This window comes from Nocardioides zeae, from assembly GCF_030818655.1.
Taxonomy (GTDB): domain Bacteria; phylum Actinomycetota; class Actinomycetes; order Propionibacteriales; family Nocardioidaceae; genus Nocardioides; species Nocardioides zeae_A.
The window spans coordinates 3,299,714-3,321,458 of sequence record NZ_JAUTAN010000001.1 but is presented as its reverse complement, the minus strand read 5'-3'; the positions used below and the strand labels follow the sequence as shown (position 1 = coordinate 3,321,458).

The following is a 21,745-nucleotide window of genomic DNA, read 5'->3' as shown; positions in this document are numbered from 1 at the left end:
GTGGCCACCAAGCGCGACCTCGTCGAGGCCTACTCCTTCAGCCGCCGGCGGCTCGTGACCGCCTTCGTCTCCGGCGCCCCCGGCGGGCGCGAGGTCGAGCCGAGCCGGCCCGGCCGCGCCATCGTCGGCGGCATCGCGATCACCGTGCTCGTGCTCGCCGCCGCCGCCGTGCTCGGCTTCGTCAAGCCGCGGCCCAACGCCGGCTGGGCGGACAGCGAGGGCGTCGTGCTCGCCGAGGACTCGGTGCAGCTCTACCTCGTGCAGGTCGGCGAGAACGGCGAGGACACCGTGCTCGTGCCGATCGTCAACGCCACCTCCGCGCGCCTCATCCTCGGTTCCGACCTCAACCCGACGACGGTGCCGGAGGCGGAGATCAACAAGTACGAGCAGGCCGACGCCATCGGCATCCCCGAGGCCCCCGTGGCGATGCCGGGCGGCGACGCGCTGGTCCGCACCGGGTGGACCGGGTGCACGACGAACGGCGGCGGGTTCCAGGTCGCGGTGACCTCCGACGCGTCCGTCGAGGTGGACGCGCAGGCCGCCATGGTCGTGAGCAGCGGGGGCACCTACTTCCTGCTCGCCCCCGGCCAGCCGGACGCCGCGGGCACGCCGCGCACCTTCCGCATGGAGATCCCGTCGGCCGAGGCCGCTGCCGAGCTGCTCGAGGTGCTCGAGGGCCCGGTGCCCGAGGACGTCGTCGAGGTGCCGCGCGACTGGGTCGACCTCTTCCCGGCGGCACCCCCGCTGGGGCTCGACGCCTTCGACTTCGAGGGGCAGCTCGACCAGCCCGGGCAGGGGATCGAGGGACTCACCCTCTCCAACGGCAACCCGGCGCTCACGGGCATGCTCGTGCTCGACCGCAACGGCGACGAGGTCGTGCTGACGGCGGACGGCTACCGCGAGATGTCGGACTTCGGAGCCGCGGTCTACCGCACCCTGCCCAACATCGGTGAGCCGTCGCAGGTCACGGGTGACATCGGCACCCGGTACGCCGACCCCGCCCCCAACGACGTCTGGCCTGTCGACCGCCCCGAGCTCCGGCAGGACGCGACGGCCCAGCAGCCCTGCGTCGTGCTCAGCACCCACGAGGACGTGCCGCCGACGGTCACGCTCGCGTTCCGGCCCTCCGCACCCGCGGCCGCCGAGGGCGTCGGCGCCGACGAGGTGCGGACCTTCGTCGAGCGCGGCAGCGGCGCCGTCGTGCGGGTCGGCGGCTTCACCGACACCCGCGCCGGCGACGCGTTCCTCGTCGACTCCCAGGGCGTGCGCTACGCGCTGCCCGGCGACGCCCTCACCCAGCTGGGCTACGGGATCGACGACGCCCCCGTCGTGCCGACCGCGTGGATCGAGCACTTCGGCTGCGGGGTCACGCTGACGCGGGAGGAGGCGCTCCGGCCTATCGGCTCGAGCGCTCAGGCGGACCGCACGTGCACGCCGGTCGCTCCCGGCGAGGAGGCACCGGCCGAGGAGGGCGCCGAGGCCGAGGCGGGAGCGGGCGGGTGATCCGCCGGGCGGTGGGGCGCGTCGTACCGGCGCTGGGGCTGACCGCCGCGGCGACGTGCGTGACGCTCCTGCCCGGAGTCACCGCGCCGGCGGCGGCCGTCGAGTGCCCGGCCGGTCCGTCGCAGAACGGGGAGCCGCTCGGCAGCGACGGGACCTCGCCGCTGGCCACCGACCTCGACTACGCGTCGCTGCACCGCATCGCGCGCGGCGAGGACGTCGGGGTCGCGGTCATCGACACGGGGGTGGCCGCCAGCGACGCGCTCCCGGTGGAGGAATCGGTCGAGCTCCGGGGCACCACGGCGACGACGGAGTCCTACCACGGCACGAAGGTGGCGGGGATCATCGCCGGGCGTGGCGGCGGCCCGGGGGTGGGGGTCGCCCCGGCGGCGACGATCTACGCGGTGCAGGTCGCCGACGTCAACACCGACGAGGGCGGCCAGGACGGGCTCGTCGAGCCCACGGTCGCCGGCCTGGCCGCGGGGCTGCAGTGGGTCGTCGCCAACCACGCGCCCCGGAACATCAAGGTCGTCAACGTGTCCATGACCGTCGATGCCTCCCAGTCGCCGGAGGTCGCCGCGCTCGTCGAGCAGCTGGACGCCCTCGACGTGCTGGTCGTGGCCGCCAACCTCAACGTCGAGGGCGGCGACCCGCCGAGCCTCGGCAACCGTCCGGAGGAGGACCCGTCGGACGCGGTGGCCTACCCCGCGGCGTACCCCTCCGCGCTCAGCGTCGCCGCCATGCCGGAGCTCGGCGCCCCGGCGTCGTCGTGGACGCGGCCCTCCTACGCGACGGACGTGGTCGCCCCGAGCGGCGGTGCGCTCACGCTGCTCCCCGAGGGGGCGTGCGAGGTGCCGGCGTCGTCGTCGTACGCCGCGGCGGTCGTGAGCGGTCTCGCCGCGGTCATGTTCAGCTCGGGCAACGAGTGGACGGCGCCGCAGGTGCGCGCGCGGATCATCGCGACGGCGGGCGGGGTGACGGACGCGCCGAACGCGTACGGCGGGGCGGGGGTCGTGCAGCCCGTCGAGGCGCTGACCCGGGTGCTCGAGGTGGCCCCCGACGGCACCGTCACGACGAGCACCACGTTGCCGGGCGAGACGGTCGAGGCCCGCGCGCCGCGTGCGCCGGAGGACCACCTCGGGGTGTCGCGCTCGGAGTTCCTGTGGTGGGGCCTGCTCGCCGGCGCCGCCCTCGCCCTCGCGCTCGTCGTGCGGCCCGCGACGAGCCGGTGGCGGCGGCGCTGAGGGCGCCTGTGGATCGGCTGGTCGACAAACCTCGCCGATAGCGTCGATGATGACGGCGGCCACCCCTCGGGGTGGGCACAGCATCGACGACTCGGGGGAGCGGCGTGGTCCACGACGGCACGACGATGCGGCTCGCGGTGCGCGGCCTCGTCCAGGAGTACGGCGCGGTGCGCGCCCTCGACGGCGTCTCCTTCGCGCTCGACGAGGGCGTCACGGCCCTCATCGGCGCGAACGGGGCCGGCAAGTCGACCCTGCTGACAGCGGTGGCGGGCGGTCGCCGACCCACTGCGGGCACCGTGGAGGTGGCGGGGCACGACGTCTACGGCCGTCGGACGCGTCGCCCCGCGCAGCGGCGGGTGGCCCTCGTGCCGCAGCTGCCCCGCTTCCCGTCGAACCTGACGGCGCACGAGGTGGTGGCCTACCTGGCGTGGATGCGGGGACTCCCCAGCGGGAGGGCGGCACGGGCTGCCGACGAGGCCCTGGAACGGGTCGGGCTGGAGGCGCGCCGGTCGAGCAAGCTCGGCTCACTGTCCGGCGGCATGCTGCGGCGGGTGGCGCTCGCTCAAGCGCTCGCGGGTGAGGCCGACGTGCTGCTGCTGGACGAGCCCAGCACGGGTCTCGACCCGCACCAGCGGCGCGGCATGGTCGAGCTGCTCCAGACCCTGCCCGGCACGGTGCTCATCAGCAGCCACGTCATGGAGGACGTGGCTGACCTGGCCGAACGGATCATCGCGCTGCACGAGGGGCTCGTGCGGTTCGACGGCACGCCGGCGGGCCTCGTCGAGCGCGCGCCCGCGGGCACGGCGGAGCACCGTCGGCTCGAGGCCGGTTTCCTGACGGTCTGCCTCGAGGGCCGTGCGGCGTGACCCGCGCGATCCTCCTGTGGGGCCGTCGCTCCACGGTGGCGCTGGCCTGGCCGGGCCTGGTGCTGCTCGTCGTCCTTGCGACGTGGTCGCGCGACGGATGGCAGACCGAGTGGGACTGGGCCGTCAGCTGGGGGGCGAGCGGGACGATCCTCCTGGGCCCTGTGATCGCCGGACTCGTCGCGCACGACCGTGCGTGGCGGCACGCGCCGACGCTGCTGCTGATGGAGCAGACGTCGCCTCGCGGCCGGCTGGCGGCTCTCGCCCTCCCGGCTGCGGCCGCGGTGCTCGGTGCCCTGGCCTGGTCGGCCGGCATGGTCCCGGTCGGGGTCCGCCTGGTGCGTCACGGCGCGGTCGCCGCTCGCGCGGACGTCATCGTGCCGGTCGCGGTGTCGGTGACCGCCGTCGTCGTGGCGGCCGCGTTCGTCGGGTTCGCGATCGGCTCGCTGCAGAGGAACAGGGCGGCCGGCCCGATCGCTGCGCTCACCGTCTACGCGGTGTTCGCGTTGTCGCCGCGGGTGGAGCTGATGGGGCTCTTCCAGGCTGGCGGCAGCCTGAGCACCCTGGTGGGCGTCGCGATCTCGCCGGCCTGGACGCTCGGGCACGTGGCGGCCCACCTGGGGCTGGCCGTGGGCGGGGCGCTGCTCGGCGTCGCGGTCGCCGGTGGCCCGTCCACCCTGCGCCGCGGGACGGTTGCGTTGGCCGTCGTCCCCGTCATCGCCGGTCTGGTCCTCTTCCACCAGCTCAAGCAGGACGGCAGTCGCGTGCTCGTCGAGGAGGCGATGTCGTGCACCGGTGAGCGGCCCCAGGTCTGCGCACCCGCGCGGGCGCCGGACCTGGTCGACGCAGCCGCTGTCTCGCTGACGGACGCCTACGCCCAGCTCGCGGACTCGGGGCTCCCGCTCCAGGGCCGGTACGTGTACGACCGCGGCCTGCGTGACAACCGCATTCCCGACGACGCCGGTGCCCTGAGCGCGGACCCGGGGCAGGTCACAGGGGGCCGGCTGTCTCGCGCGGACGTGCTCGAGACCCTGGTGGCGCCTCGGCGGTGTCTCGCCTACGCGGCGGTCGAACCGCCCGAGGACCTGCTCGCGGCGCAAGCCGTCGTCGCAGACTGGGTCGGTGCCCGCCTCGACGGCCAGGTCGAGGGGCCGGCTCCCGACGAGGTGGCCGCGGCGTACGCCCTGCTCAGCGACTGCGAACCCGATCGCGGTCCTGTGCTCGTGGTGGGGTGAGGGAGGTGGTCACCGTGCTCCTCCGGGTGGGCCGTTGGCACATCGCCCTCCCGGTCGCGGTCGCGCTCCTCGTCCTCGCCACCTGGCAGGACGGGTCGGTCATCGACGTGCCCCTGGTGGACTGGCCGGTCGCCGTCCCGCTGGTCCTCGCCCTCGCGGGGGCCGGCGCGGGCCTGTTGCCGCTCTACTCAGCCGTCGGTGGCCTGGAGGCCACTCTCGTGCGGACCACCAGCTGGCGCGCGGTGCAGCTCGCCGGCTCGCTCGGGGCTGTCGCCATCGCGGCGTGGCCCGCGGCGTTCGGGGTCCCCGACACGACGCGACTGGTGTGCCTCTTGCTGGTGACCGGGTACGTCGCGGTGGTCGCGATCGGCGACGCCGCGTGGGTCGTGCCGGTCGCCATCGGAGGTCTGGCGGTCGTGGCCGACGGCGCGATCGACCGCCCCTTCAGCACGGCGCTCGCCCAGGTCCCCGCCGTGGTCTGGGCCGCACTGGTGCTCGGCGCGGCCGTGCTCTACGTCGTGCGCGGTCCACGCGAGGCCAGGAGGTCGTAGGGAGCCGTAGCCGCGCTCCCGGCCGTCACGCCCGGTCGCGGTACGCCGCCACGACGTCGGCCTCGCGCCGCAGGCGTGCAGCGTCCGCATCGCGTCCGTGGCGCTCCACCTCGTCAGCGGCCGCGCGCCGCTCCGCGACCTGCGTCGCGAGCAGCACGGCGAGGTCGCTGGGGGACAGCTCGCGCCGTACCGCCTCCGTCGCCCCCAGGCCCGAGACCGCTCCGGCGACGGGACCGGAGGTCGGTGGGGTCACGTCGACGGTGGGCAGCGCCTCCGCGTTGTCGATGGCGGCGATGGTGGTGCGCAGGGCGGTGGCGACGGTGCGGTCGCGGGCACGCAGCGCCACCACGAGGTCGGCGCGGAGCGCGTCGCGCAGGGTGGTCGTCGTCCAGGTCACCGCTCCAGGCTGACCGACGACGGGGCGCACGCGCCACCGACTTCCGTGCGGGGGCGTCGGTCCGGTTAGCCTCGACCGGGCCGGACATCGGTCTGGGGGAGTAGAGGGAACGTGCGGCAGCTGAACATCCCGATGGTCACCGACGCCGATGCGTGGCACGACCGCTCGGTGCGGGTGGGGCGTCAGGAGTTCCGCTCCCCGGGCCCGTCCGGGTGGCTCGCGGGCCGTCCCGCGGCGACGGCGACGCACCACGAAGAGCCGCTCCACCTCGTGCGCACCAACCACGGGCTCTCCCGCTGCGGCGACCTCGTGGACTTCGCCGACGAGGCGCTGCTGGCGAACGTGCCGATGGGCTACACCAGCCTCGACCTCCTCGAGAAGCGCGCCGTCGTCGCCTCCGGACAGGTGGCGCGGCTGTGGCCCGGGCGCACGGCGGCGACGTACGGCGTGACGACCGTCGATGACGACGGCAAGCCCCTCTCGGCGGGGACGAGCGCGCTGCTCTGGCACGCGCTCGCCCTCGCGGTGCGGTGGTCCGGGCTGCTCGGCGACCGTCCGCTCCTGGTGACCTCGACCCGCAGCTCGCAGAACTGGCACTGAGGTCCGGCGACCACCGCCTCCACCGCCCTCCTCGCCGCGCCGGCCCATGCCGGGGGCTCAGCGGTGATGATCGAGGCCGACGACGACGCGACCCTCACCAGCCACCCGTCGGCGACCGCACGGCCGTGAACTTCCGCGACGCCGAGACGGGCTGCCCGGGCGACTACGGCGTCGCCGCTGGGACGCCGGGACGCCGGTGCGCCCGCGCCTGAGCGGCCCCGGCGGCCTCGCCCTCACCGTCGCCGAGGTCGCCCCCCGCCTGCTCGAACGGCGGGGAGGGGAGAAACGCGAGAACCCCCGCCCGGTGACACCCGGCGGGGGTTCTCTGATCCATCTACGGCGGAGGTAGGGGGATTCGAACCCCCGAGGGCGTTAACCCAACACGGATTCCAGCCGTGCGCCATAGGCCACTAGGCGATACCTCCGCCGAGGAGCGTACTGGGTGCCGCGGGGCCGGTGAAATCCGGTGCACGCGCACGCACCCGCCGTACGGCGCGGTCCGCCGCAGTCCGACCTCCGGAGTGGTCGCGTTGTCGCTCGCTCCAGGGGTCGCCTACACTCGCTGCCAACCCCCCGTGTGGCGGCACCTCGCCCAATTCCCCCAGGGCCGGAAGGCAGCAAGGGTAAGTGAGCTCTGCCGGGTGCACGGGGGGCCTTTTCGTCCCCCGACCGCTGCGGTCGAGGTTGTCAGCGCCTCTCGTTAGGGTGCCTCTCGTGGACTCCCCCCTCGCTCTTTACCGGCGCTACCGCCCGGAGACGTTCGCCGAGGTCATCGGCCAGGACCACGTCACCGAGCCGCTGCGCGCCGCCCTGGCGAGCAACCGGGTCAACCACGCCTACCTGTTCTCCGGCCCCCGCGGCTGCGGCAAGACGACGAGCGCACGCATCTTGGCGCGGGCGCTGAACTGCGAGCAGGCGCCGATCGCCGACCCGTGCGGCGAGTGCCGCTCGTGCCGCGACCTGGCGCGCGGCGGCCCGGGCTCCATCGACGTCATCGAGATCGACGCCGCGTCCCACGGTGGTGTGGACGACGCCCGCGACCTGCGGGAGAAGGCGTTCTTCGCGCCCGTCCACAGCCGCTACAAGGTCTACGTCATCGACGAGGCCCACATGGTGACGACGCAGGGCTTCAACGCGCTCCTCAAGCTGGTGGAGGAGCCGCCGCCCCACCTGCGGTTCATCTTCGCGACCACGGAGCCCGACAAGGTCATCCCGACGATCCGGTCGCGCACCCACCACTACCCGTTCCGGCTGATCCCGCCGAAGCTGCTGTCGGGCTACCTGCAGGAGCTCTGCGACCGCGAGGGCGTGCCGATCGAGCCCGCCGCGGTGCCGCTCGTGGTGCGGGCCGGGGCCGGCTCGGCCCGCGACACCCTCTCGGTGCTCGACCAGCTCATCGGCGGCTCGGGCCCCGATGGCGTGACGCACGCGCTGGCGACGGGCCTGCTGGGCTACACCCCCGACACGCTGCTCGACGAGGTCATCGACGCGTTCGCCGCCGGTGACGGCGCGGGTGTGTTCGGCGTCGTCGACAAGGTCATCGAGGTGGGTCAGGACCCCCGGCGCTTCACGGAGGACCTGCTCCGCCGTCTGCGCGACCTCGTCATCATCGCCGCGGTCCCCGACGCCCCGGCGACCGGCCTGCTCGAGGTCGCGGAGGACCAGGGCGAGCGCCTCAGTGCCCAGGCGGCCCGGTTCGGAGCGACGGAGCTCAGCCGCGCCGCCGACCTCGTCGCCGCCGGGCTCACCGAGATGCGTGGCGCGACGGCGCCGCGGCTGCTCCTCGAGCTCATCTGCGCCCGCGTGCTGCTGCCGGCCGCCGACTCCACCAGTGACGGGGTCATGGCACGCCTCGACCGCATCGAACGGCGGATGGCGATGCCCGGTGGCGCTGCGATCGCGGCCGAGGCCGACGGTGCGCCCGCTCCGGCGCCGCGCACCGTGCGCCCGCGGCTCGCGGACGCGCTGCCCGCTGCGTCCACAGCGGCCCCGGCTGCACCCGCCACCGCGCCGCCGGCCGAGCGCCCTGTCGAGCGCCGCGACCCGCGTCCCGTCGCCGACCAGCCGCCCGCGGTGCCTCCGCGTCCTGCCGCGCCCCCGTCGCCGGTCGGTGACCGACCCGGGGACCGCCCCGGCGAGCACGACGGCGGCCAGGCCCTCCAGCCGACTCCCCGCCCGACGCAGCCGGGCCCGGCGCACGCCGAGCCGGCCCCGCCCGCGGGGGCCCCGGCGGACCGCCCGGGCGAGCGTCCCGGCGAGCAGGCGTACGCCGACGCCCCGACCACCGACGACGGCTGGCCCACCGCGGTTGTGCCCGGCGCCCAGGCGGCCGCACCGCCGCTGGTGAGCCCCGAGCCCGAGCCGGCAGCAGCCCCGACCCCGTCAGCCCCGGCCCCGTCAGCCCCGGCCCCGTCAGCCCCGGCCCCGTCAGCCCCGGCCCCGTCCGGCGCGGGCTCGTCGTCGGGCGGCATGACGCTCGCCGACGTACGGCGGCTGTGGCCCGAGGTCGTCGAGGCCACGAAGTCGATGCGGCGGGTCACCTGGATCCACCTCTCGAAGAACGCGCAGGTGGTGGCGTTCTCCGACGGCGTGCTGACCCTCGGTTTCGCCAACGCCGGCGCCCGGTCCTCCTTCGAGTCGGGCGGCAGCATCGAGGTCGTGCAGGAGGCGACGGTCCGCACCTTCGGGTTCGACTGGCGCATCGAGGCGATCGTCGACCCGGGTGCCGCCGGTGGCTCGGGAGGCACCGGCGGCGGCCCCACCCCGCCCCGCCCGCCGCAGCCGCCGGCCGCTGAGCCCGAGCGTCCGAGCGCACCGGCTCCGCGACCCGAGTCCGTGACGCCAGCCGACGGGTCCCGGCAGCACGAGGAGGCCGAGCGGCCGCCGCAGGCCCGGGAGGCCGGAGCGGCTCCGCAGGCGGAGCGTCCCCAGCGCCAGGAACCGGCCGCCCGTCCGGCGGACGCCGCGCGCCAGGCGCACGCGGCGGCCGGCCAGCGCAGCGCGGCGCAGGACGGGCCCCCGCCCGACGAGCCGCCCGCCTGGCTCGACGACCCCGACGACGCGGCGTCGCCCGACGACCCGGTCGACGACGCCCCCGACCTCGCCGGCACCGCGCTGCTCGAGCGGGAGCTCGGTGCGGTCGTCATCAACCAGATCCGCCACGACTGAGCCGCACACCACCCCGGCAGACTGGGGCCCGCAGCCCCGACCGACCCGACCCACCCGACCTTCCGAGGAGCACCCGATGAGCCAGAACCCGTTCGACCCGGCCGGCGGCCTCCCCGGGGGAGGCGGCTTCGACATGGGCGCCCTCCTCCAGCAGGCCCAGCAGATGCAGGAGCAGCTCGTGGCCGCGCAGGCCGAGCTCGAGGAGGCGGAGGTCGACGGCGCGGCCGGCGGCGTCACCGTGCGCGTGTCCGGCTCGGGCGAGCTCAAGGGCGTCGTCATCCCGCCGAGCGCGGTCGACGCGGCCGACCCCGACGCGCTCTCCGACCTGGGTGACCTGATCGTGGCGGCGTACCGCGACGCGCGCACGCAGGCCGACCGCCTGGCCGCGGAGAAGCTCGGTCCGCTCGCGGGTGGCCTCGGCGGCTTCGGTGGTCCCGAGGGCGGCCCCCAGGGCGGTGCGCCGGGCCTGCCCGGCGGCATCGGCTTCTGAGCGGCGGTCCCGCTCGGTGTACGAAGGCGTCGTCCAGGACCTCATCGACGAGCTCGGTCGGTTGCCCGGCGTGGGTCCGAAGAGCGCGCAGCGGATCGCCTTCCACCTGCTCCAGGCCGACCCGACGGACGTCCGGCGGCTCGCCGACGCCCTCGTCGAGGTCACGGTGAAGGTGAAGTTCTGCCGCATCTGCTTCAACGTCTCCTCCGAGGAGGAGTGCCGCATCTGTCGCGACCCGCGACGTGACGTCTCGGTGATCTGCATCGTCGAGGAGTACAAGGACGTCGTCGCGATCGAGCGCACCCGGGAGTTCAAGGGGCGCTACCACGTGCTCGGCGGCGCCATCAGCCCGATCGACGGCATCGGCCCGGAGCAGCTCCACATCCGTGAGCTCATGGTGCGGCTGGCGGACGGGGCGGTCACCGAGGTCATCCTCGCGACCGACCCGAACCTCGAGGGCGAGGCGACGGCGACCTACCTCACCCGCATGCTCAAGCCCCTGGGGTTGCGCGTGACCCGACTTGCGAGTGGACTGCCGGTGGGTGGTGACCTGGAGTACGCCGACGAGGTCACCCTCGGCCGCGCTTTCGTCGGGAGGAGATCGGCAGATGACTGACAGCTTCAAGGACGAGGGCGTCGTCTTCGACCTGACCGGGTTGGACCCGGAGGACGAGGCCGCCCTGCGGGGGTTGGCCGAGGTAGCGCCCACCGAGACCCGCGAGGCGCCGGACGAGTTCGCCCAGCAGGTCGCCGACCAGGTCGAGAGCTTCCTCGTGGCGCTGCAGGCCATCGCCCGCGAGGCCGACGGCAGCCGGTCGATCTCGCTGCTGCTGCTCGAGGTCTCGCAGGTCCTCCTCGCCGGGGCGCGTCTCGGCGTGCAGCAGGACTTCGACCCGGTCGAGGAGTTCGAGCCCGACGCAGGCCCCGATCCCGACCTCGACGAGATGCGCCTGCGGCTGGCCGACCTGCTCGACGGCGTGGACCAGTTCACCGAGGTCTTCGACCCCTACGGCCCCGAGGCCGGGGGAGCGCCCGAGCTCGTCGAGTCGACGCTGTCCGACGACCTCACGTCGGTCGCCTCGGCCCTCGCGCACGGCCTGCGCCACTTCAAGGCCGGCCGCGTCGCCGAGGCGCTCTGGTGGTGGCAGTTCTCGTACGTCGCGAGCTGGGGCAGCGAGGCATCGGGCGCCCTGCGGGCCCTGCAGTCGATCGTCGCCCACGCCCGCCTCGACGCCAGCTTCGTCGGCGAGGTCGAGCGGATCGCCGCCGCCGACGAGATGCTCGACGCCGGTCGCTGAGCGCCCGTTCCCGCGACGGCGCCGGCAGTGGTCCCGGCCGTGGGACGTGGTCGGGGGCACCCCACCCGCGCCGGTAGGATCAGCGCCGGTCAAGTGCGGTCCGTCGCGAGGCGACGGGCCGCGTCGTACTGGGTGAAGAGGGACTGACGTGAGCATTGTCGTGCAGAAGTACGGCGGCTCGTCCGTGGCCGACGCGGCCGGGATCAAGCGGGTCGCGCAGCGCATCGTGGCGACCCGCAAGAAGGGCCACGACGTGGTCGTGGTCGTCTCCGCGATGGGTGACACGACCGACGAGCTCCGCGACCTCGCGCAGCAGGTCACGCCGATCCCGCCGCCGCGCGAGCTCGACATGCTCCTCACCGCCGGTGAGCGCATCTCGATGGCGCTCGTCGCGATGGCGATCAACCAGCTGGGCTACCAGGCGCGGTCGTTCACCGGCTCGCAGGCCGGCGTCATCACCGACTCGGCGCACGGCCGCGCCAAGATCATCGACATCACGCCGGGCCGCATCGAGCAGGCCATCGCGGCCGGCGACATCGCGATCGTGGCGGGCTTCCAGGGCGTCAGCCAGGACACGAAGGACGTCACCACCCTCGGGCGCGGCGCCTCCGACACGACGGCGGTCGCGCTCGCGGCGGCGCTGGGCGCCGAGGTCTGCGAGATCTACTCCGACGTCGACGGCGTCTTCACGGCCGACCCGCGCATCGTCCCCAAGGCTCGCAAGCTCGACCGCGTCTCCACGGAGGAGATGCTCGAGATGGCCGCGAACGGCGCGAAGATCCTCCACCTGCGGTGCGTCGAGTACGGCCGCCGCCACAACATGCCCATCCACGTGCGCTCGACCTTCTCCCAGAAGGAAGGCACCTGGATCGTCCCCGAGCAGCAGGGAGCAGCCATGGAAGACGCGATCATCTCGGGCGTCGCCCACGACAAGAGCCAGGCCAAGATCACCGTCGTCGGCGTGCCCGACAAGGTGGGCGAGGCGGCGCGGATCTTCGAGACGCTCGCGACGACGGCCGTGAACCTCGACATGGTGGTGCAGAACGTCTCCGCCGCCGCGACGGGCCGCACGGACATCTCCTTCACGCTGCCCCGCGAGGACGGCCAGACCGCCGTCACGGCGCTCGCCGCGCTGCAGGAGCAGGTCGGCTTCGACAAGCTGCTCTACGACGACCAGATCGGCAAGGTCTCGCTGATCGGGGCCGGCATGAAGTCCCACCCGGGCATCACCGCAAAGTTCTTCGCCTCGCTGGCCGCGGCGGGCGTCAACATCGAGATGATCTCCACCTCGGAGATCCGCATCTCGGTCATCATCGACGAGACCCAGATCGACGACGCGGTACGCGCGGCACACACCGCGTTCGACCTGGACGACTCCGACGGCGAGGCCGTCGTCTACGCAGGGACGGGACGCTGACATGGGCGTGAACATCGGCGTCGTGGGCGCCACCGGGCAGGTCGGCGTCGCGATGCGGCAGATCCTCCTCGAGCGCGGCTTCGAGGCCGACGAGGTGCGGTTCTTCGCCTCGGCGCGCTCGGCGGGCACCGTGCTGCCGTTCGGCGACCGCGAGATCACCGTCGAGGACGCCTCCACGGCCGACCCGAGCGGTCTCGACATCGCCCTGTTCTCCGCGGGTGCGACGACGTCGCGCGCGCAGGCGCAGCGCTTCGTGGACGCCGGCGTCATCGTCGTCGACAACTCGAGCGCCTTCCGCAAGGACCCGGCGATCCCGCTGGTCGTCTCCGAGGTCAACCCGGAGGCCGCCGCGTCCGTGATCGCGGCCGGGCGCGGCATCATCGCGAACCCCAACTGCACCACGATGGCGGCCATGCCGGTGCTCAAGCCGCTGCACGACGAGGCCGGCCTGGTGCGGCTGGTCGCGTCGACGTACCAGGCGGTCTCGGGCTCCGGCGTCGCCGGCGTCGAGGAGCTGGCCACGGGCATCGAGGCGGCGGGCGACAAGGCGCGCGAGCTGGCCTACGACGGCGAGGCCGTCGCGTTCGGCGAGCCGGGGGTCTACAAGAAGACGATCGCCTACAACGTGCTGCCGTTCGCCGGGAACCTGGTCGACGACGGCCTCGAGGAGACCGACGAGGAGCAGAAGCTGCGCAACGAGTCGCGCAAGATCCTCGGCATCCCCGAGCTGCGCGTCTCCGGCATCTGCGTGCGCGTCCCGGTCTTCACGGGCCACTCGCTGGCGATCAACGCCGAGTTCGCCCGGCCGCTGTCGCCGGCGCGTGCCAAGGAGCTCCTCGCGGACGCGCCCGGCGTGCAGCTGGTCGACATCCCGACGCCGCTCGACGCGGCCGGCAAGGACCCGTCGCTCGTCGGCCGGATCCGTGTTGACGAGGGCGTCGACGGCGGACGTGGCCTCGCCCTGTTCGTCAGCAACGACAACCTCCGCAAGGGTGCCGCGCTCAACACGGTGCAGATCGCGGAGCTCGTCGTCGCCTCGCGCTGACCTGCTGCCACCCCGCACCACCCACCCGGGTCGTGGTGCCTCGCCTGCGGTTTCCGCGGGCCTGGCACCACGACCCGGGTGCGTCGGGGGGTACGGCGCGCGTGGCAGGCTGGGCTCCATGAGCCACGTCGACCTGATGGCGGGTCCGCCGCCGACCCGTCTGCCCGAGGACCCCGCCGCCGCCGAGCTGGAGGGCTCCGCCCCGGCGGACGTCGTCCGTCGCCACCCCGAGTCGCCTGTCGCCTGGGCCACGCTCGCCGAGCAGGCGAAGGCCGAGGGGGCGGACGCCGTGACGGTCTACGCCTACGCGCGCGTCGGCTACCACCGCAGCCTCGACCAGCTGCGTCGCAACGGCTGGAAGGGCCACGGCCCCGTGCCGTGGGACCACGAGCCCAACCGCGGCTTCCTCCGCGCGCTCGCCCTGCTCGCGCTCACGGCGCGGGAGATCGGCGAGACGGCGGAGTGGGAGCGCTGCTCGGAGTTCCTGCGCGACTCGAGCCCCGCGGCGTACGACGCCCTGCTCGGCGCCGTCTGACGCCTGCCTCGAGGGGGTAGTCCCTGACGTTCCGCACCGTGTCGGGCCGCAGGTCCGGCGTGTCGCGTGCAAAACGTCAGGGACTACCCGCCGAGAGGGGACCGGCTCAGGCCGCCTGGATGAGTGCCCGGACGGTGTCCGGGCCCAGCGCGAGCACGAGCGTGGGCAGTCGCGGACCGCGCTCGGCGGCGACGAGCAGCCGGTAGAGCAGGGTGAAGAACGCCTTCTGGTCGGCCTTGACCTCGTCGGTCGGCTGGTCCTCGAGCGCGAGCCCGCGGGCGAGCTTCGGGACGCCGTAGACGACCGTCGTGACGCGGTCGAGGTCCGGCGTGCCGTCGGTCCACGCGCTCGGCAGCTGCTCGAGGAACAGGTGCAGCCACGTGCGCTCCAGCTCCCCCAGGGAGGCGAGCAGCTCACGGTCGGGGGTGGTGCGCACCGTGGTGCGGTCCTCCTCCGGCACGAACTCGTGCGTCCAGGTGATGGCCCGGCCGAGGCGCGGCTCGAGGTCGGCCACGGAGTCGTGCGCGTGCCCGAGGTCGCCGACGAGCCGGCTGATCTGGTCGGCGCTGCCGGCGGTCACGTCGGCGATCGAGGAGAGCGTGCGGAACGGCACGACGACGGGAGGCGTCGGCAGGGTCCCGGCGCTCGACGTCGTCGACGCGCGCTCGAAGGCGAGCACCTGCGCGTCGCGCTTCGCCGGGTTCGCCGCCTTCTTGCCGAGGGCGTCCCACTCGTCGTACAGGCGCACCACCTCGGGACCGAGGTCCACCGTGAAGGCCTGCTTGGGCTGCCGCCGCGCGTAGAGCCAGCGCAGCACCGGCGCCTCCAGCACGCGGAGGGCGTCGGCCGCGGTGGGCACGCCGCCCTTCGAGGACGACATCTTCGCCATGCCGGCGACGCCCACGAACGAGTAGCCCACGAACGAGGGCGCCCGGCCGCCGTAGAGCTTCACGATCTCCTTGCCGACGGTGTACGACGACCCGGGCGAGGCGTGGTCGACACCGCCGGGCTCGAAGTTCACGCCCTCGACCGACCACCGCATGGGCCAGTCGACCTTCCAGACGAGCTTGCCCTCGGGCTGCGTCCGCACGGTGGTGACGTGGGAGTCGCCGCAGGCGTCGCAGGTGTAGGCCAGGTCGGTGGTCTCCTCGTCGTACGACGTCAGCGTCACCGTGTCCCGGCCGCAGGTGCGGCAGAACGGCTTGTAGGGGAACCGGGCGAGGTCGCCGGTCTGGGTCGGTTCGTCGTCCTCGGCCACCGAGTCCTCGAGCGCCGCGGCCTCCTCGGCGGAGGCGTCCTCGGGCACGGCCTGCTTCGTGCGGTGGCGCGCGAGCACCGACTCGATGACGTCGCGGCGCTCGATCGCGTGGAGCACCTGCTCGGTGTAGGCCCCGGCGCGATAGCGGTCGGTCTGGTCGACCTCCTCCATCGTGCAGCCCATCTCGGCGAGCGCGGCCCGCAGCGGCGCCTTGAAGTGCTCGGCCCACGAGGTGTGGCACTCCCACGGGTCGGGGACGGCGGAGAGCGGCTTGCCGATGTGGGTGGTCCACGACGGGTCGACGCCCTCGGGGATCTTGCGGAGCCGGTCGAAGTCGTCCCACGACTGGAGGTGGCGCGCCGGTACGCCGCGGCGCTTCAGCTCCTCGGCCACGAAGTGCGTCGTGAGGAACTCGCGCAGGTTGCCGAGGTGGATCGGGCCCGAGGGGCTGATGCCCGAGGCGCAGGTGACGACCGTGCCGGCGGCCCGGAGCTGCTCGGCCACCGCGGGGTCGCGCGGGTCGCCGCCCGCGTGCCGGATGGCGTCGTCCGCCGCCCGGGTCACCCAGTCGGTGGGCTCGGGGGCGGGGGAGTCGCTGCTGCGTCGTGCCATGCCTGGGTGCTCGCCTGCTTCGCTCTGGTGCGTGGGAAAGGGCCGCGTGGCAGGTTACCGGGCGCCGCGGGGGCCGAGAAATGTGCGAGGGCGCCGTATCCCCTCGGCACGGCGCCCTCTGCTGACGCTCGCGGATCCGTCCCCCGACGGGCCGACTGGTCGCGTCCCCCGCGGAGCGACCGAGCGTCGGACCCATCGTTCCACTGACCCGATCCGGACAGGTGGCTCCGATGCGCCAGTGACAGGAAGTTGCCAATGTTTGGCTAGGGTGGAGACATGGTCACGCGACGGGCGGTGCAGGCGGCGCTGTCGGAGTTCGGGCTGACCCTGGAGACCGAGGACCTCTACTGGCGGGTGCACGGGCGCCACGGCCAGGATCTCGCCCACGCGGCAGCGGCGCTCGACTTCGACGGGGTCGAGGAGCTGCAGCGGGCGCTCGGGCCCCTCCTCGCCATGGGCGCCGTCGCGGTCGACGCGGCCGGGCGGCTCCAGGTGCCCCCCATGGCGCACGTGCTCAGCCACCTTCTCGACGACGAGGTGCAGCGCATGGAGGCCGCCGTGCGCCGGGTCCGGGAGCTGGCGATCACGGTGCCCCAGGTGATGCCGCGCATCCCCGTCGGTCCCGACGCGACCGAGCCGCTGGCCGGACACCGGATCCCCGAGGGCGAGGCCGCCGCGACGATGGCCCGCTGGATCGAGGAGAGCACCGGCGACATCCTGTCCCTGCGGCCCGACCAGTGGCGCCAGCCGACCCACCCGGCGCTCCAGCGGGCTCTCACCGAGGCGCTCCGCTCGGGGCGCAGCGCGCGGGCGCTCTACCCGGTGCGTGCGCTGGAGCAGGCCCCCGAGGCGCTCGCCGAGCGGGCGCGCATGGGGGAGGAGATCCGCGTGCTCGCCCACGTGCCGACGCGCCTGTTCGTCATCCCGCTGACGCACGCCCTGGTCCCCGACATGCCCGGCTACGAGACGGCCGGCGTGCTCGCGGTCCACGAGCGGGCGCTGGTGCTGCTGCTGGCGCAGTACGTCGAGCTGCTCTGGGACCGTGCCGTGCCCGTGCCGGAGCTCGACCTCCGGGGAGCCCGCGAGCGCAGCCGGCGGCTGCTGCTCTCCGAGCTGGCCGCCGGCGCCGCCGACGAGCAGATCGCCCGCACGCTGGGCGTCAGCCTCCGCACGGTGCGCCGCCGCGTCGCCGACCTCATGATCGACCTCGGGGCCGACTCGCGGTTCCAGGCGGGCGTCGAGGCCGCCCGCCGCGGCTGGATCTGAGGGGCGGAACGCTCAGGCGTCGGGGGTGTCGCGCGGCAGCGTCATCCGGTACGCCGCGGGCTCGACCCGCCACGACCGCCGGCGCTCCGGGCCGGAGATCTCGCCGTCCGCGCTCGTCCAGAACTCCTCGCCGGCGACGGCGACCGAGGTGGCCCGCAGGTAGCGCACGTCGTCGCGTTCGTGGTGGCGGCGCAGGGCGAGGTCCGCGACGTACCCCAGCTTCTCGACCGGTCCCGTCGCGAAGGCGACCATGACGTCGGCCTTCCCGTCGCCGACCTCGGCCTCCGGGGTGATCGCGGCGCCGCCCCCGACGGTGCGGCCGATGCCGACGGCCACCATGAGCACGGGGTGGTCGAGGTCGGCCACCGTGACGCCGTCGACCTCGACGTGGAGCCGGAGGTGCGGGGGCTTGACGGCGGCGATCGCGGCACCGATGGGGTAGCCGAGCTTGCCGAGGTTGACCTTGCCGACCCCGATGGAGCCCAGCCGCTCCTTCCAGCGGACGGCGCGGCGGCTCGCCTGGGCGCCGGCGCCGAGGTGCACGTTGTTGACGACGACGCCGCCCAGCTCGTCGACGAGCACGTCCACGGGCTGCACCTCGCCGTCGAGCACCACCCGCGCGGCCTCCTCGATCTCCAGCGGGATCCCGGCGCCGCGGGCGAAGTCGTTGCCGGTGCCGAGGGGCAGCAGGCCGAGCACGCGGTCGCCCAGCTCGTTGCGCCGGTGGAGGGCCGTCACCACGGCGTGGAGCGAGCCGTCGCCGCCGGCCACGACGATCCGTCGGGAGCCCGCGCGGTGCAGCACCCCGTCGAGCTCGCCGGGGTTGGACGTCGCCGCGACCTCGACCGAGGCCTCCTCGCGCAGCACGTCGAGCGCCCGCTCGAGCGTCTCCTCGTCGGAGGTGCCGGCGGACGCGTTCGTGATCACGAGCAGCGGGTCCATCGCGGCGAGACTACGCGAGGCTCCTACCCGGACGGGTCCGGAGCGCGCCGAGGAGCGGACCGGTCCGCCCGCGGTTTGGTAGCGTGGGGCCGCAAGAGCCCTGGTGACCCGGCACGCTGTTGCCGCACCGGGGCTCGTGCGTTGCACGGACCGCAAGCACGACACCCGACAACGAGAGGGCTGCGATGCCCGCGATCATCATCCTGGGCGCCCAGTGGGGCGACGAGGGCAAGGGCAAGGCGACCGACCTGCTCGCCACGACGGACGACATCGACCTCGTCGTCCGCACGAGCGGTGGCCACAACGCCGGCCACACCATCGTGGTGGACGGCAAGAAGTTCGCGACCCACCTGCTGCCGAGCGGCATCATCACCAAGGGCGCGACCTGCGTCATCGGCAACGGCGTCGTGGTGTCCCCGGAGGCGCTGTTCCGCGAGCTCGACCTGCTCCACGAGCAGGGCGTCGAGACGGCCGAGCTGCTCGTCAGCGCCAACGCGCACGTCATCGCGTCGTACCACTCCACGATCGACAAGGTGACCGAGCGCTTCCTCGGCAACAAGAAGATCGGCACGACCGGCCGCGGCATCGGGCCGGCCTACGCCGACAAGGTCAACCGGGTCGGCATCCGCATCGCCGACATCTTCGACGAGAAGATCCTGACCCAGAAGGTCGAGGCGGCGCTCGAGACGCGCAACCACCTGCTGTCGAAGGTCTACAACCGCCGGGCCATCGAGGTCGGGGCGGTGGTCGAGGAGCTGACGTCCTACGCCGAGCGCCTGCGCCCGATGGTCGCCGACACCTCGCTCCTCATCAACGAGGCGCTCGACGCCGACAAGACGGTGCTCTTCGAGGGCGCCCAGGCGACGATGCTCGACGTCGACCACGGCACCTATCCGTTCGTCACCTCGTCGAACCCGGTCGCGGGCGGCGTGTGCGTCGGCGGCGGCATCGGTCCCACCCGGATCGACCGCGTCGTGGGCGTCATCAAGGCGTACACGACGCGCGTCGGCTCGGGACCGTTCCCGACGGAGCTCTTCGACGCCGACGGCGAGGCCCTGCAGCGCATCGGCGGGGAGATCGGCGTCTCGACGGGCCGCACGCGCCGCTGCGGCTGGTACGACGCGGTGATCGCCCGCTACGCGACCCGCGTCAACGGCCTCACCGAGTTCTTCCTGACGAAGCTCGACGTGCTCGACTCCTGGGAGCGGATCCCGGTCTGCGTGGCCTACGAGATCGACGGGCAGCGGGTCGAGGAGATGCCGATGACGCAGACCGAGTTCCACCACGCGACGCCGGTCTACGAGTACTTCGACGGCTGGCAGACCGACATCTCGGGCTGCCGGACGTTCGAGGAGCTGCCGGCGAACGCCCAGGCCTACGTCAAGGCGCTCGAGGAGCTCTCCGGGGCGCCGTTCTGGGGCGTCGGCGTGGGCCCGGGCCGCGAGCAGACGATCGTGGTCAACCCGGTCTGAGCCGGAACCGAACGGGGGTCGTGGCCCCAGCGACACGGAAGACGTGGCGCTGGGGCCACGACTGTGTCGGGTACTCAGTCCGCCCCCGACAGCCCGGTGAGCACCGAGGTCAGCAGCCCGGGCAGGGCGGTCTCGACCTCGTCGAGGCAGAGGCGCTGGTGGAGCACGCCGCCCACGTAGGTGCGCTCCGTCAGGCCCGCCTCGCGCAGCACCTTGAAGTGGTGGCTCGCGGTGGACTTGCCGATGTCGTCGTAGAGCGCCGCGCAGCGCTCGGTGTGGTCGGGCGCGGCGGCCATCCGTCGCACCATCTCGAGGCGCACGGGGTCGGCGAGGGCGGCCAGCACCACCTGCACCGGGGCCACCTCGGCGGTCGCCGCGAGCCCGGGCACGGGGGAGCACGCCTCCGTCTCGACCATCGGACCTCGCCCTCCTTCGGTTCGATCGGCATCGAACTTGTTGTACTCTGCCACGAGTTCGATCGGCATCGAATCTAGCAGGAGGCGCGCATGACCCCGACCGACCGGTCCGCCCGGTGGCCCTACCCGGCCCTCCTCCTGCTCACCGCGCTCGGCCTCGGTGTGTCGGGCGCGCCGGCGCCGCTCTACGGCATCTACGCGGCCGAGTGGCACTTCGCGCCCATCACGACGACGGTCGTGTTCGCGGCGTACGCCGTCGCCGCGCTCGCCAGCGTGCTCGTCGCCGGGTCCGTGTCCGACCGGTTCGGACGCCGGCCCGTGCTGCTGGTCGCGATCGGTCTCGTGCTCGCCGGGCTCGCCGTGTTCGCCCTCGCGGACGGCGTGGCCACGCTGCTCGTCGCCCGCGTGCTGCACGGTCTCGGCGTCGGCGCGATCGTCGTGTCCGGTTCCGCGGCGCTGCTCGACCTGCGCCCGGCCGACGGCGCGCGGGTGGGGCTGCACTCGGGCGTCACCATGAACCTCGGCATCGCCGTCGTCATCTTCCTCGTCGCGGTCGACGCCGAGCTGGGAGCGGCGCCGCTGGTCGCGCCGTACGTCGTGCTCGCGGCCCTCGCCCTCCTCGGCGGCCTGGCGGTGCTCCTGATGCCGGAGCCCCACCGCGACGGCCGGGCCGTGCGGCTGAACGTGGCCCGTCCGCGGGTGCCGCGGGCGATCTCCGCGGACTTCCGCTTCGCGGCGCTGGGCGTGATGGCCGCCTGGTCGGTGCTCGGGGTCTTCCTCTCGCTGTTCCCGAGCATCGCGGCGCACGCCGTGGGCACCACGAACCTGCTCTTCGGCGGCAGCGTCGTCGCGATCTCCGCGGCCACCGCCGCCGCGAGCCAGGCCGTCGGCGCGCGGTGGCCGGCCCGTCACGCCGCCGTGGTCGGCGACCTCGGCACGGCGGTCATGCTCCTCGTCTGCATCGGCTCCGTGGCGCTCGGCGACGCCGCGGTGCTGCTGGCCACGTCCGCCGTCCTCGGCTTCTTCTTCGGCCTCGCCTTCGGCTCGTCGCTGCGCCACCTCGGCCAGGTCGTGCCCGCCGCCCACCGGGGCGAGGTGATGTCGGCGTTCTACGTGCTGGCGTACGGCGCGATGGCGGTGCCGACCATCGTCGCGGGCTGGGCCGCCACGGTCTGGGGCGCCCCCGAGATCTTCGCGCCGTTCATGGTCGTCGTGGCCCTGGCCTGCACCTCGGCCGCCGTGCTCGGCCTCCGCGTGCGCGGCACGCAGCCCGACGTGGAGCTCGTCGAGCACGCCGGGCCGGCGACGCCCGCGCCCCGGGCCGCCGGCGGCTGACGGCCGCAGGGTCGGCGTCGGGTCGGCGTCGGGTCGGCCTCGGGCCGGGGGGGAAGAAAACGCGGACCGGCCTCGAGCCGGAAGAAAGAAAACGCGGACCG

At 74.1% G+C, this 21,745-nt stretch carries 20 protein-coding genes, 1 tRNA gene and 1 other RNA gene; 17 read left to right on the top strand and 5 right to left on the bottom strand.

Translation table 11 applies throughout. From position 1 onward, the window contains the following. The 5 genes from QE405_RS15755 to QE405_RS15735 all read left to right on the top strand — a co-directional run bounded on the left by QE405_RS15755 (window position 1) and on the right by QE405_RS15735 (window position 5,393). The gene (locus tag QE405_RS15755) at window positions 1-1,503 is read left to right on the top strand and encodes a type VII secretion protein EccB (RefSeq protein WP_307202436.1); all 1,503 of its coding nucleotides are present in this window, start codon (window positions 1-3) and stop codon (window positions 1,501-1,503) included. Beyond that, window positions 1,500-2,744: a S8 family serine peptidase gene (locus QE405_RS15750; RefSeq protein WP_307202434.1), complete on the top strand. Its 1,245-nt coding sequence runs from the start codon at window positions 1,500-1,502 to the stop codon at window positions 2,742-2,744. The genes QE405_RS15755 and QE405_RS15750 overlap by 4 nt, the downstream gene beginning before the upstream one ends. A gap of 104 nt (window positions 2,745-2,848) precedes the next feature. Then, window positions 2,849-3,610 carry an ABC transporter ATP-binding protein gene (locus QE405_RS15745; RefSeq protein WP_307202432.1) on the top strand — a complete coding sequence of 254 codons (762 nt, stop codon included), beginning with the start codon at window positions 2,849-2,851 and terminating at the stop codon, window positions 3,608-3,610. Beyond that, the gene (locus tag QE405_RS15740; RefSeq protein ID WP_307202429.1) at window positions 3,607-4,842 is read left to right on the top strand and encodes a hypothetical protein; all 1,236 of its coding nucleotides are present in this window, start codon (window positions 3,607-3,609) and stop codon (window positions 4,840-4,842) included. Before QE405_RS15745 ends, QE405_RS15740 begins: the two co-directional genes overlap by 4 nt. Before the next feature lie 14 nt (window positions 4,843-4,856). Continuing rightward, window positions 4,857-5,393, top strand: a complete 537-nt coding sequence (locus QE405_RS15735; RefSeq protein WP_307202427.1) for a hypothetical protein — start codon at window positions 4,857-4,859, stop codon at window positions 5,391-5,393. 25 nt (window positions 5,394-5,418) lie between these two features. Here the strand turns inward: QE405_RS15735 and QE405_RS15730 are convergent, their stop codons facing one another. Further along, complete coding sequence (locus tag QE405_RS15730) at window positions 5,419-5,790, bottom strand: hypothetical protein (RefSeq protein ID WP_307202425.1); 372 nt, start codon at window positions 5,788-5,790, stop codon at window positions 5,419-5,421. A 111-nt stretch (window positions 5,791-5,901) separates the two neighbouring features. On the opposite strand from QE405_RS15730, the gene QE405_RS15725 reads away from it, so the two are divergent. Beyond that, window positions 5,902-6,390: a hypothetical protein gene (locus tag QE405_RS15725; protein ID WP_307202423.1), complete on the top strand. Its 489-nt coding sequence runs from the start codon at window positions 5,902-5,904 to the stop codon at window positions 6,388-6,390. A gap of 340 nt (window positions 6,391-6,730) precedes the next feature. Here the strand turns inward: QE405_RS15725 and QE405_RS15720 are convergent. Beyond that, window positions 6,731-6,815, bottom strand: a tRNA-Ser gene (locus QE405_RS15720). Window positions 6,816-6,957: 142 nt separating this feature from the next. Between QE405_RS15720 and ffs the strand changes: the two genes are divergently transcribed. From ffs to QE405_RS15680, 8 genes are all read left to right on the top strand, one after another. Further along, window positions 6,958-7,048, top strand: an RNA gene (gene ffs, locus QE405_RS15715) — signal recognition particle sRNA small type. A gap of 14 nt (window positions 7,049-7,062) precedes the next feature. Then, complete coding sequence (locus QE405_RS15710; protein ID WP_373459496.1) at window positions 7,063-9,558, top strand: DNA polymerase III subunit gamma and tau; 2,496 nt, start codon at window positions 7,063-7,065, stop codon at window positions 9,556-9,558. Window positions 9,559-9,634: 76 nt separating this feature from the next. Next, the gene (locus tag QE405_RS15705; RefSeq protein WP_307202420.1) at window positions 9,635-10,048 is read left to right on the top strand and encodes a YbaB/EbfC family nucleoid-associated protein; all 414 of its coding nucleotides are present in this window, start codon (window positions 9,635-9,637) and stop codon (window positions 10,046-10,048) included. A 16-nt stretch (window positions 10,049-10,064) separates the two neighbouring features. Further along, complete coding sequence (recR, locus tag QE405_RS15700) at window positions 10,065-10,664, top strand: recombination mediator RecR (RefSeq protein WP_307202418.1); 600 nt, start codon at window positions 10,065-10,067, stop codon at window positions 10,662-10,664. Next, the gene (locus QE405_RS15695) at window positions 10,657-11,346 is read left to right on the top strand and encodes a DUF5063 domain-containing protein (protein ID WP_307202416.1); all 690 of its coding nucleotides are present in this window, start codon (window positions 10,657-10,659) and stop codon (window positions 11,344-11,346) included. The genes recR and QE405_RS15695 overlap by 8 nt, the downstream gene beginning before the upstream one ends. 148 nt (window positions 11,347-11,494) lie before the next feature. Then, window positions 11,495-12,763 (top strand): aspartate kinase, encoded by a 1,269-nt coding sequence (locus QE405_RS15690; RefSeq protein ID WP_307202414.1) that lies wholly within the window; start codon window positions 11,495-11,497, stop codon window positions 12,761-12,763. 1 nt (window position 12,764) lies between these two features. Continuing rightward, a complete protein-coding gene (locus tag QE405_RS15685) occupies window positions 12,765-13,808 on the top strand; it encodes an aspartate-semialdehyde dehydrogenase (protein ID WP_307202412.1) in 1,044 nt (347 codons plus the stop codon). Window positions 13,809-13,926: 118 nt separating this feature from the next. After that, window positions 13,927-14,343, top strand: coding sequence for a DUF3151 domain-containing protein (locus QE405_RS15680; RefSeq protein WP_307202410.1), 417 nt, complete (start codon window positions 13,927-13,929; stop codon window positions 14,341-14,343). A 106-nt stretch (window positions 14,344-14,449) separates the two neighbouring features. Here the strand turns inward: QE405_RS15680 and lysS are convergent, their stop codons facing one another. Further along, the gene (gene lysS, locus QE405_RS15675; protein WP_307202408.1) at window positions 14,450-16,213 is read right to left on the bottom strand and encodes a lysine--tRNA ligase; all 1,764 of its coding nucleotides are present in this window, start codon (window positions 16,211-16,213) and stop codon (window positions 14,450-14,452) included. Window positions 16,214-16,489: 276 nt separating this feature from the next. Here lysS and QE405_RS15670 point away from each other — a divergent pair, with 276 nt between their 5' ends. Further along, complete coding sequence (locus QE405_RS15670) at window positions 16,490-17,479, top strand: helix-turn-helix transcriptional regulator (protein WP_307202406.1); 990 nt, start codon at window positions 16,490-16,492, stop codon at window positions 17,477-17,479. A 12-nt stretch (window positions 17,480-17,491) separates the two neighbouring features. On the opposite strand, the gene QE405_RS15665 is transcribed toward QE405_RS15670, so the two are convergent. Continuing rightward, a complete protein-coding gene (locus QE405_RS15665; RefSeq protein ID WP_307202405.1) occupies window positions 17,492-18,421 on the bottom strand; it encodes a diacylglycerol/lipid kinase family protein in 930 nt (309 codons plus the stop codon). A gap of 185 nt (window positions 18,422-18,606) precedes the next feature. Between QE405_RS15665 and QE405_RS15660 the strand changes: the two genes are divergently transcribed. Then, the gene (locus QE405_RS15660) at window positions 18,607-19,893 is read left to right on the top strand and encodes an adenylosuccinate synthase (RefSeq protein ID WP_307202403.1); all 1,287 of its coding nucleotides are present in this window, start codon (window positions 18,607-18,609) and stop codon (window positions 19,891-19,893) included. Between the two features lie 74 nt (window positions 19,894-19,967). Here QE405_RS15660 and QE405_RS15655 read toward each other — a convergent pair whose 3' ends face one another. After that, a complete protein-coding gene (locus tag QE405_RS15655; protein ID WP_307202401.1) occupies window positions 19,968-20,309 on the bottom strand; it encodes an ArsR/SmtB family transcription factor in 342 nt (113 codons plus the stop codon). A gap of 90 nt (window positions 20,310-20,399) precedes the next feature. Here QE405_RS15655 and QE405_RS15650 point away from each other — a divergent pair, with 90 nt between their 5' ends. Continuing rightward, on the top strand, window positions 20,400-21,644 hold the full coding sequence (locus tag QE405_RS15650; RefSeq protein ID WP_307202400.1) for an MFS transporter: 1,245 nt from the start codon (window positions 20,400-20,402) through the stop codon (window positions 21,642-21,644). Window positions 21,645-21,745 lie beyond the last annotated feature (101 nt).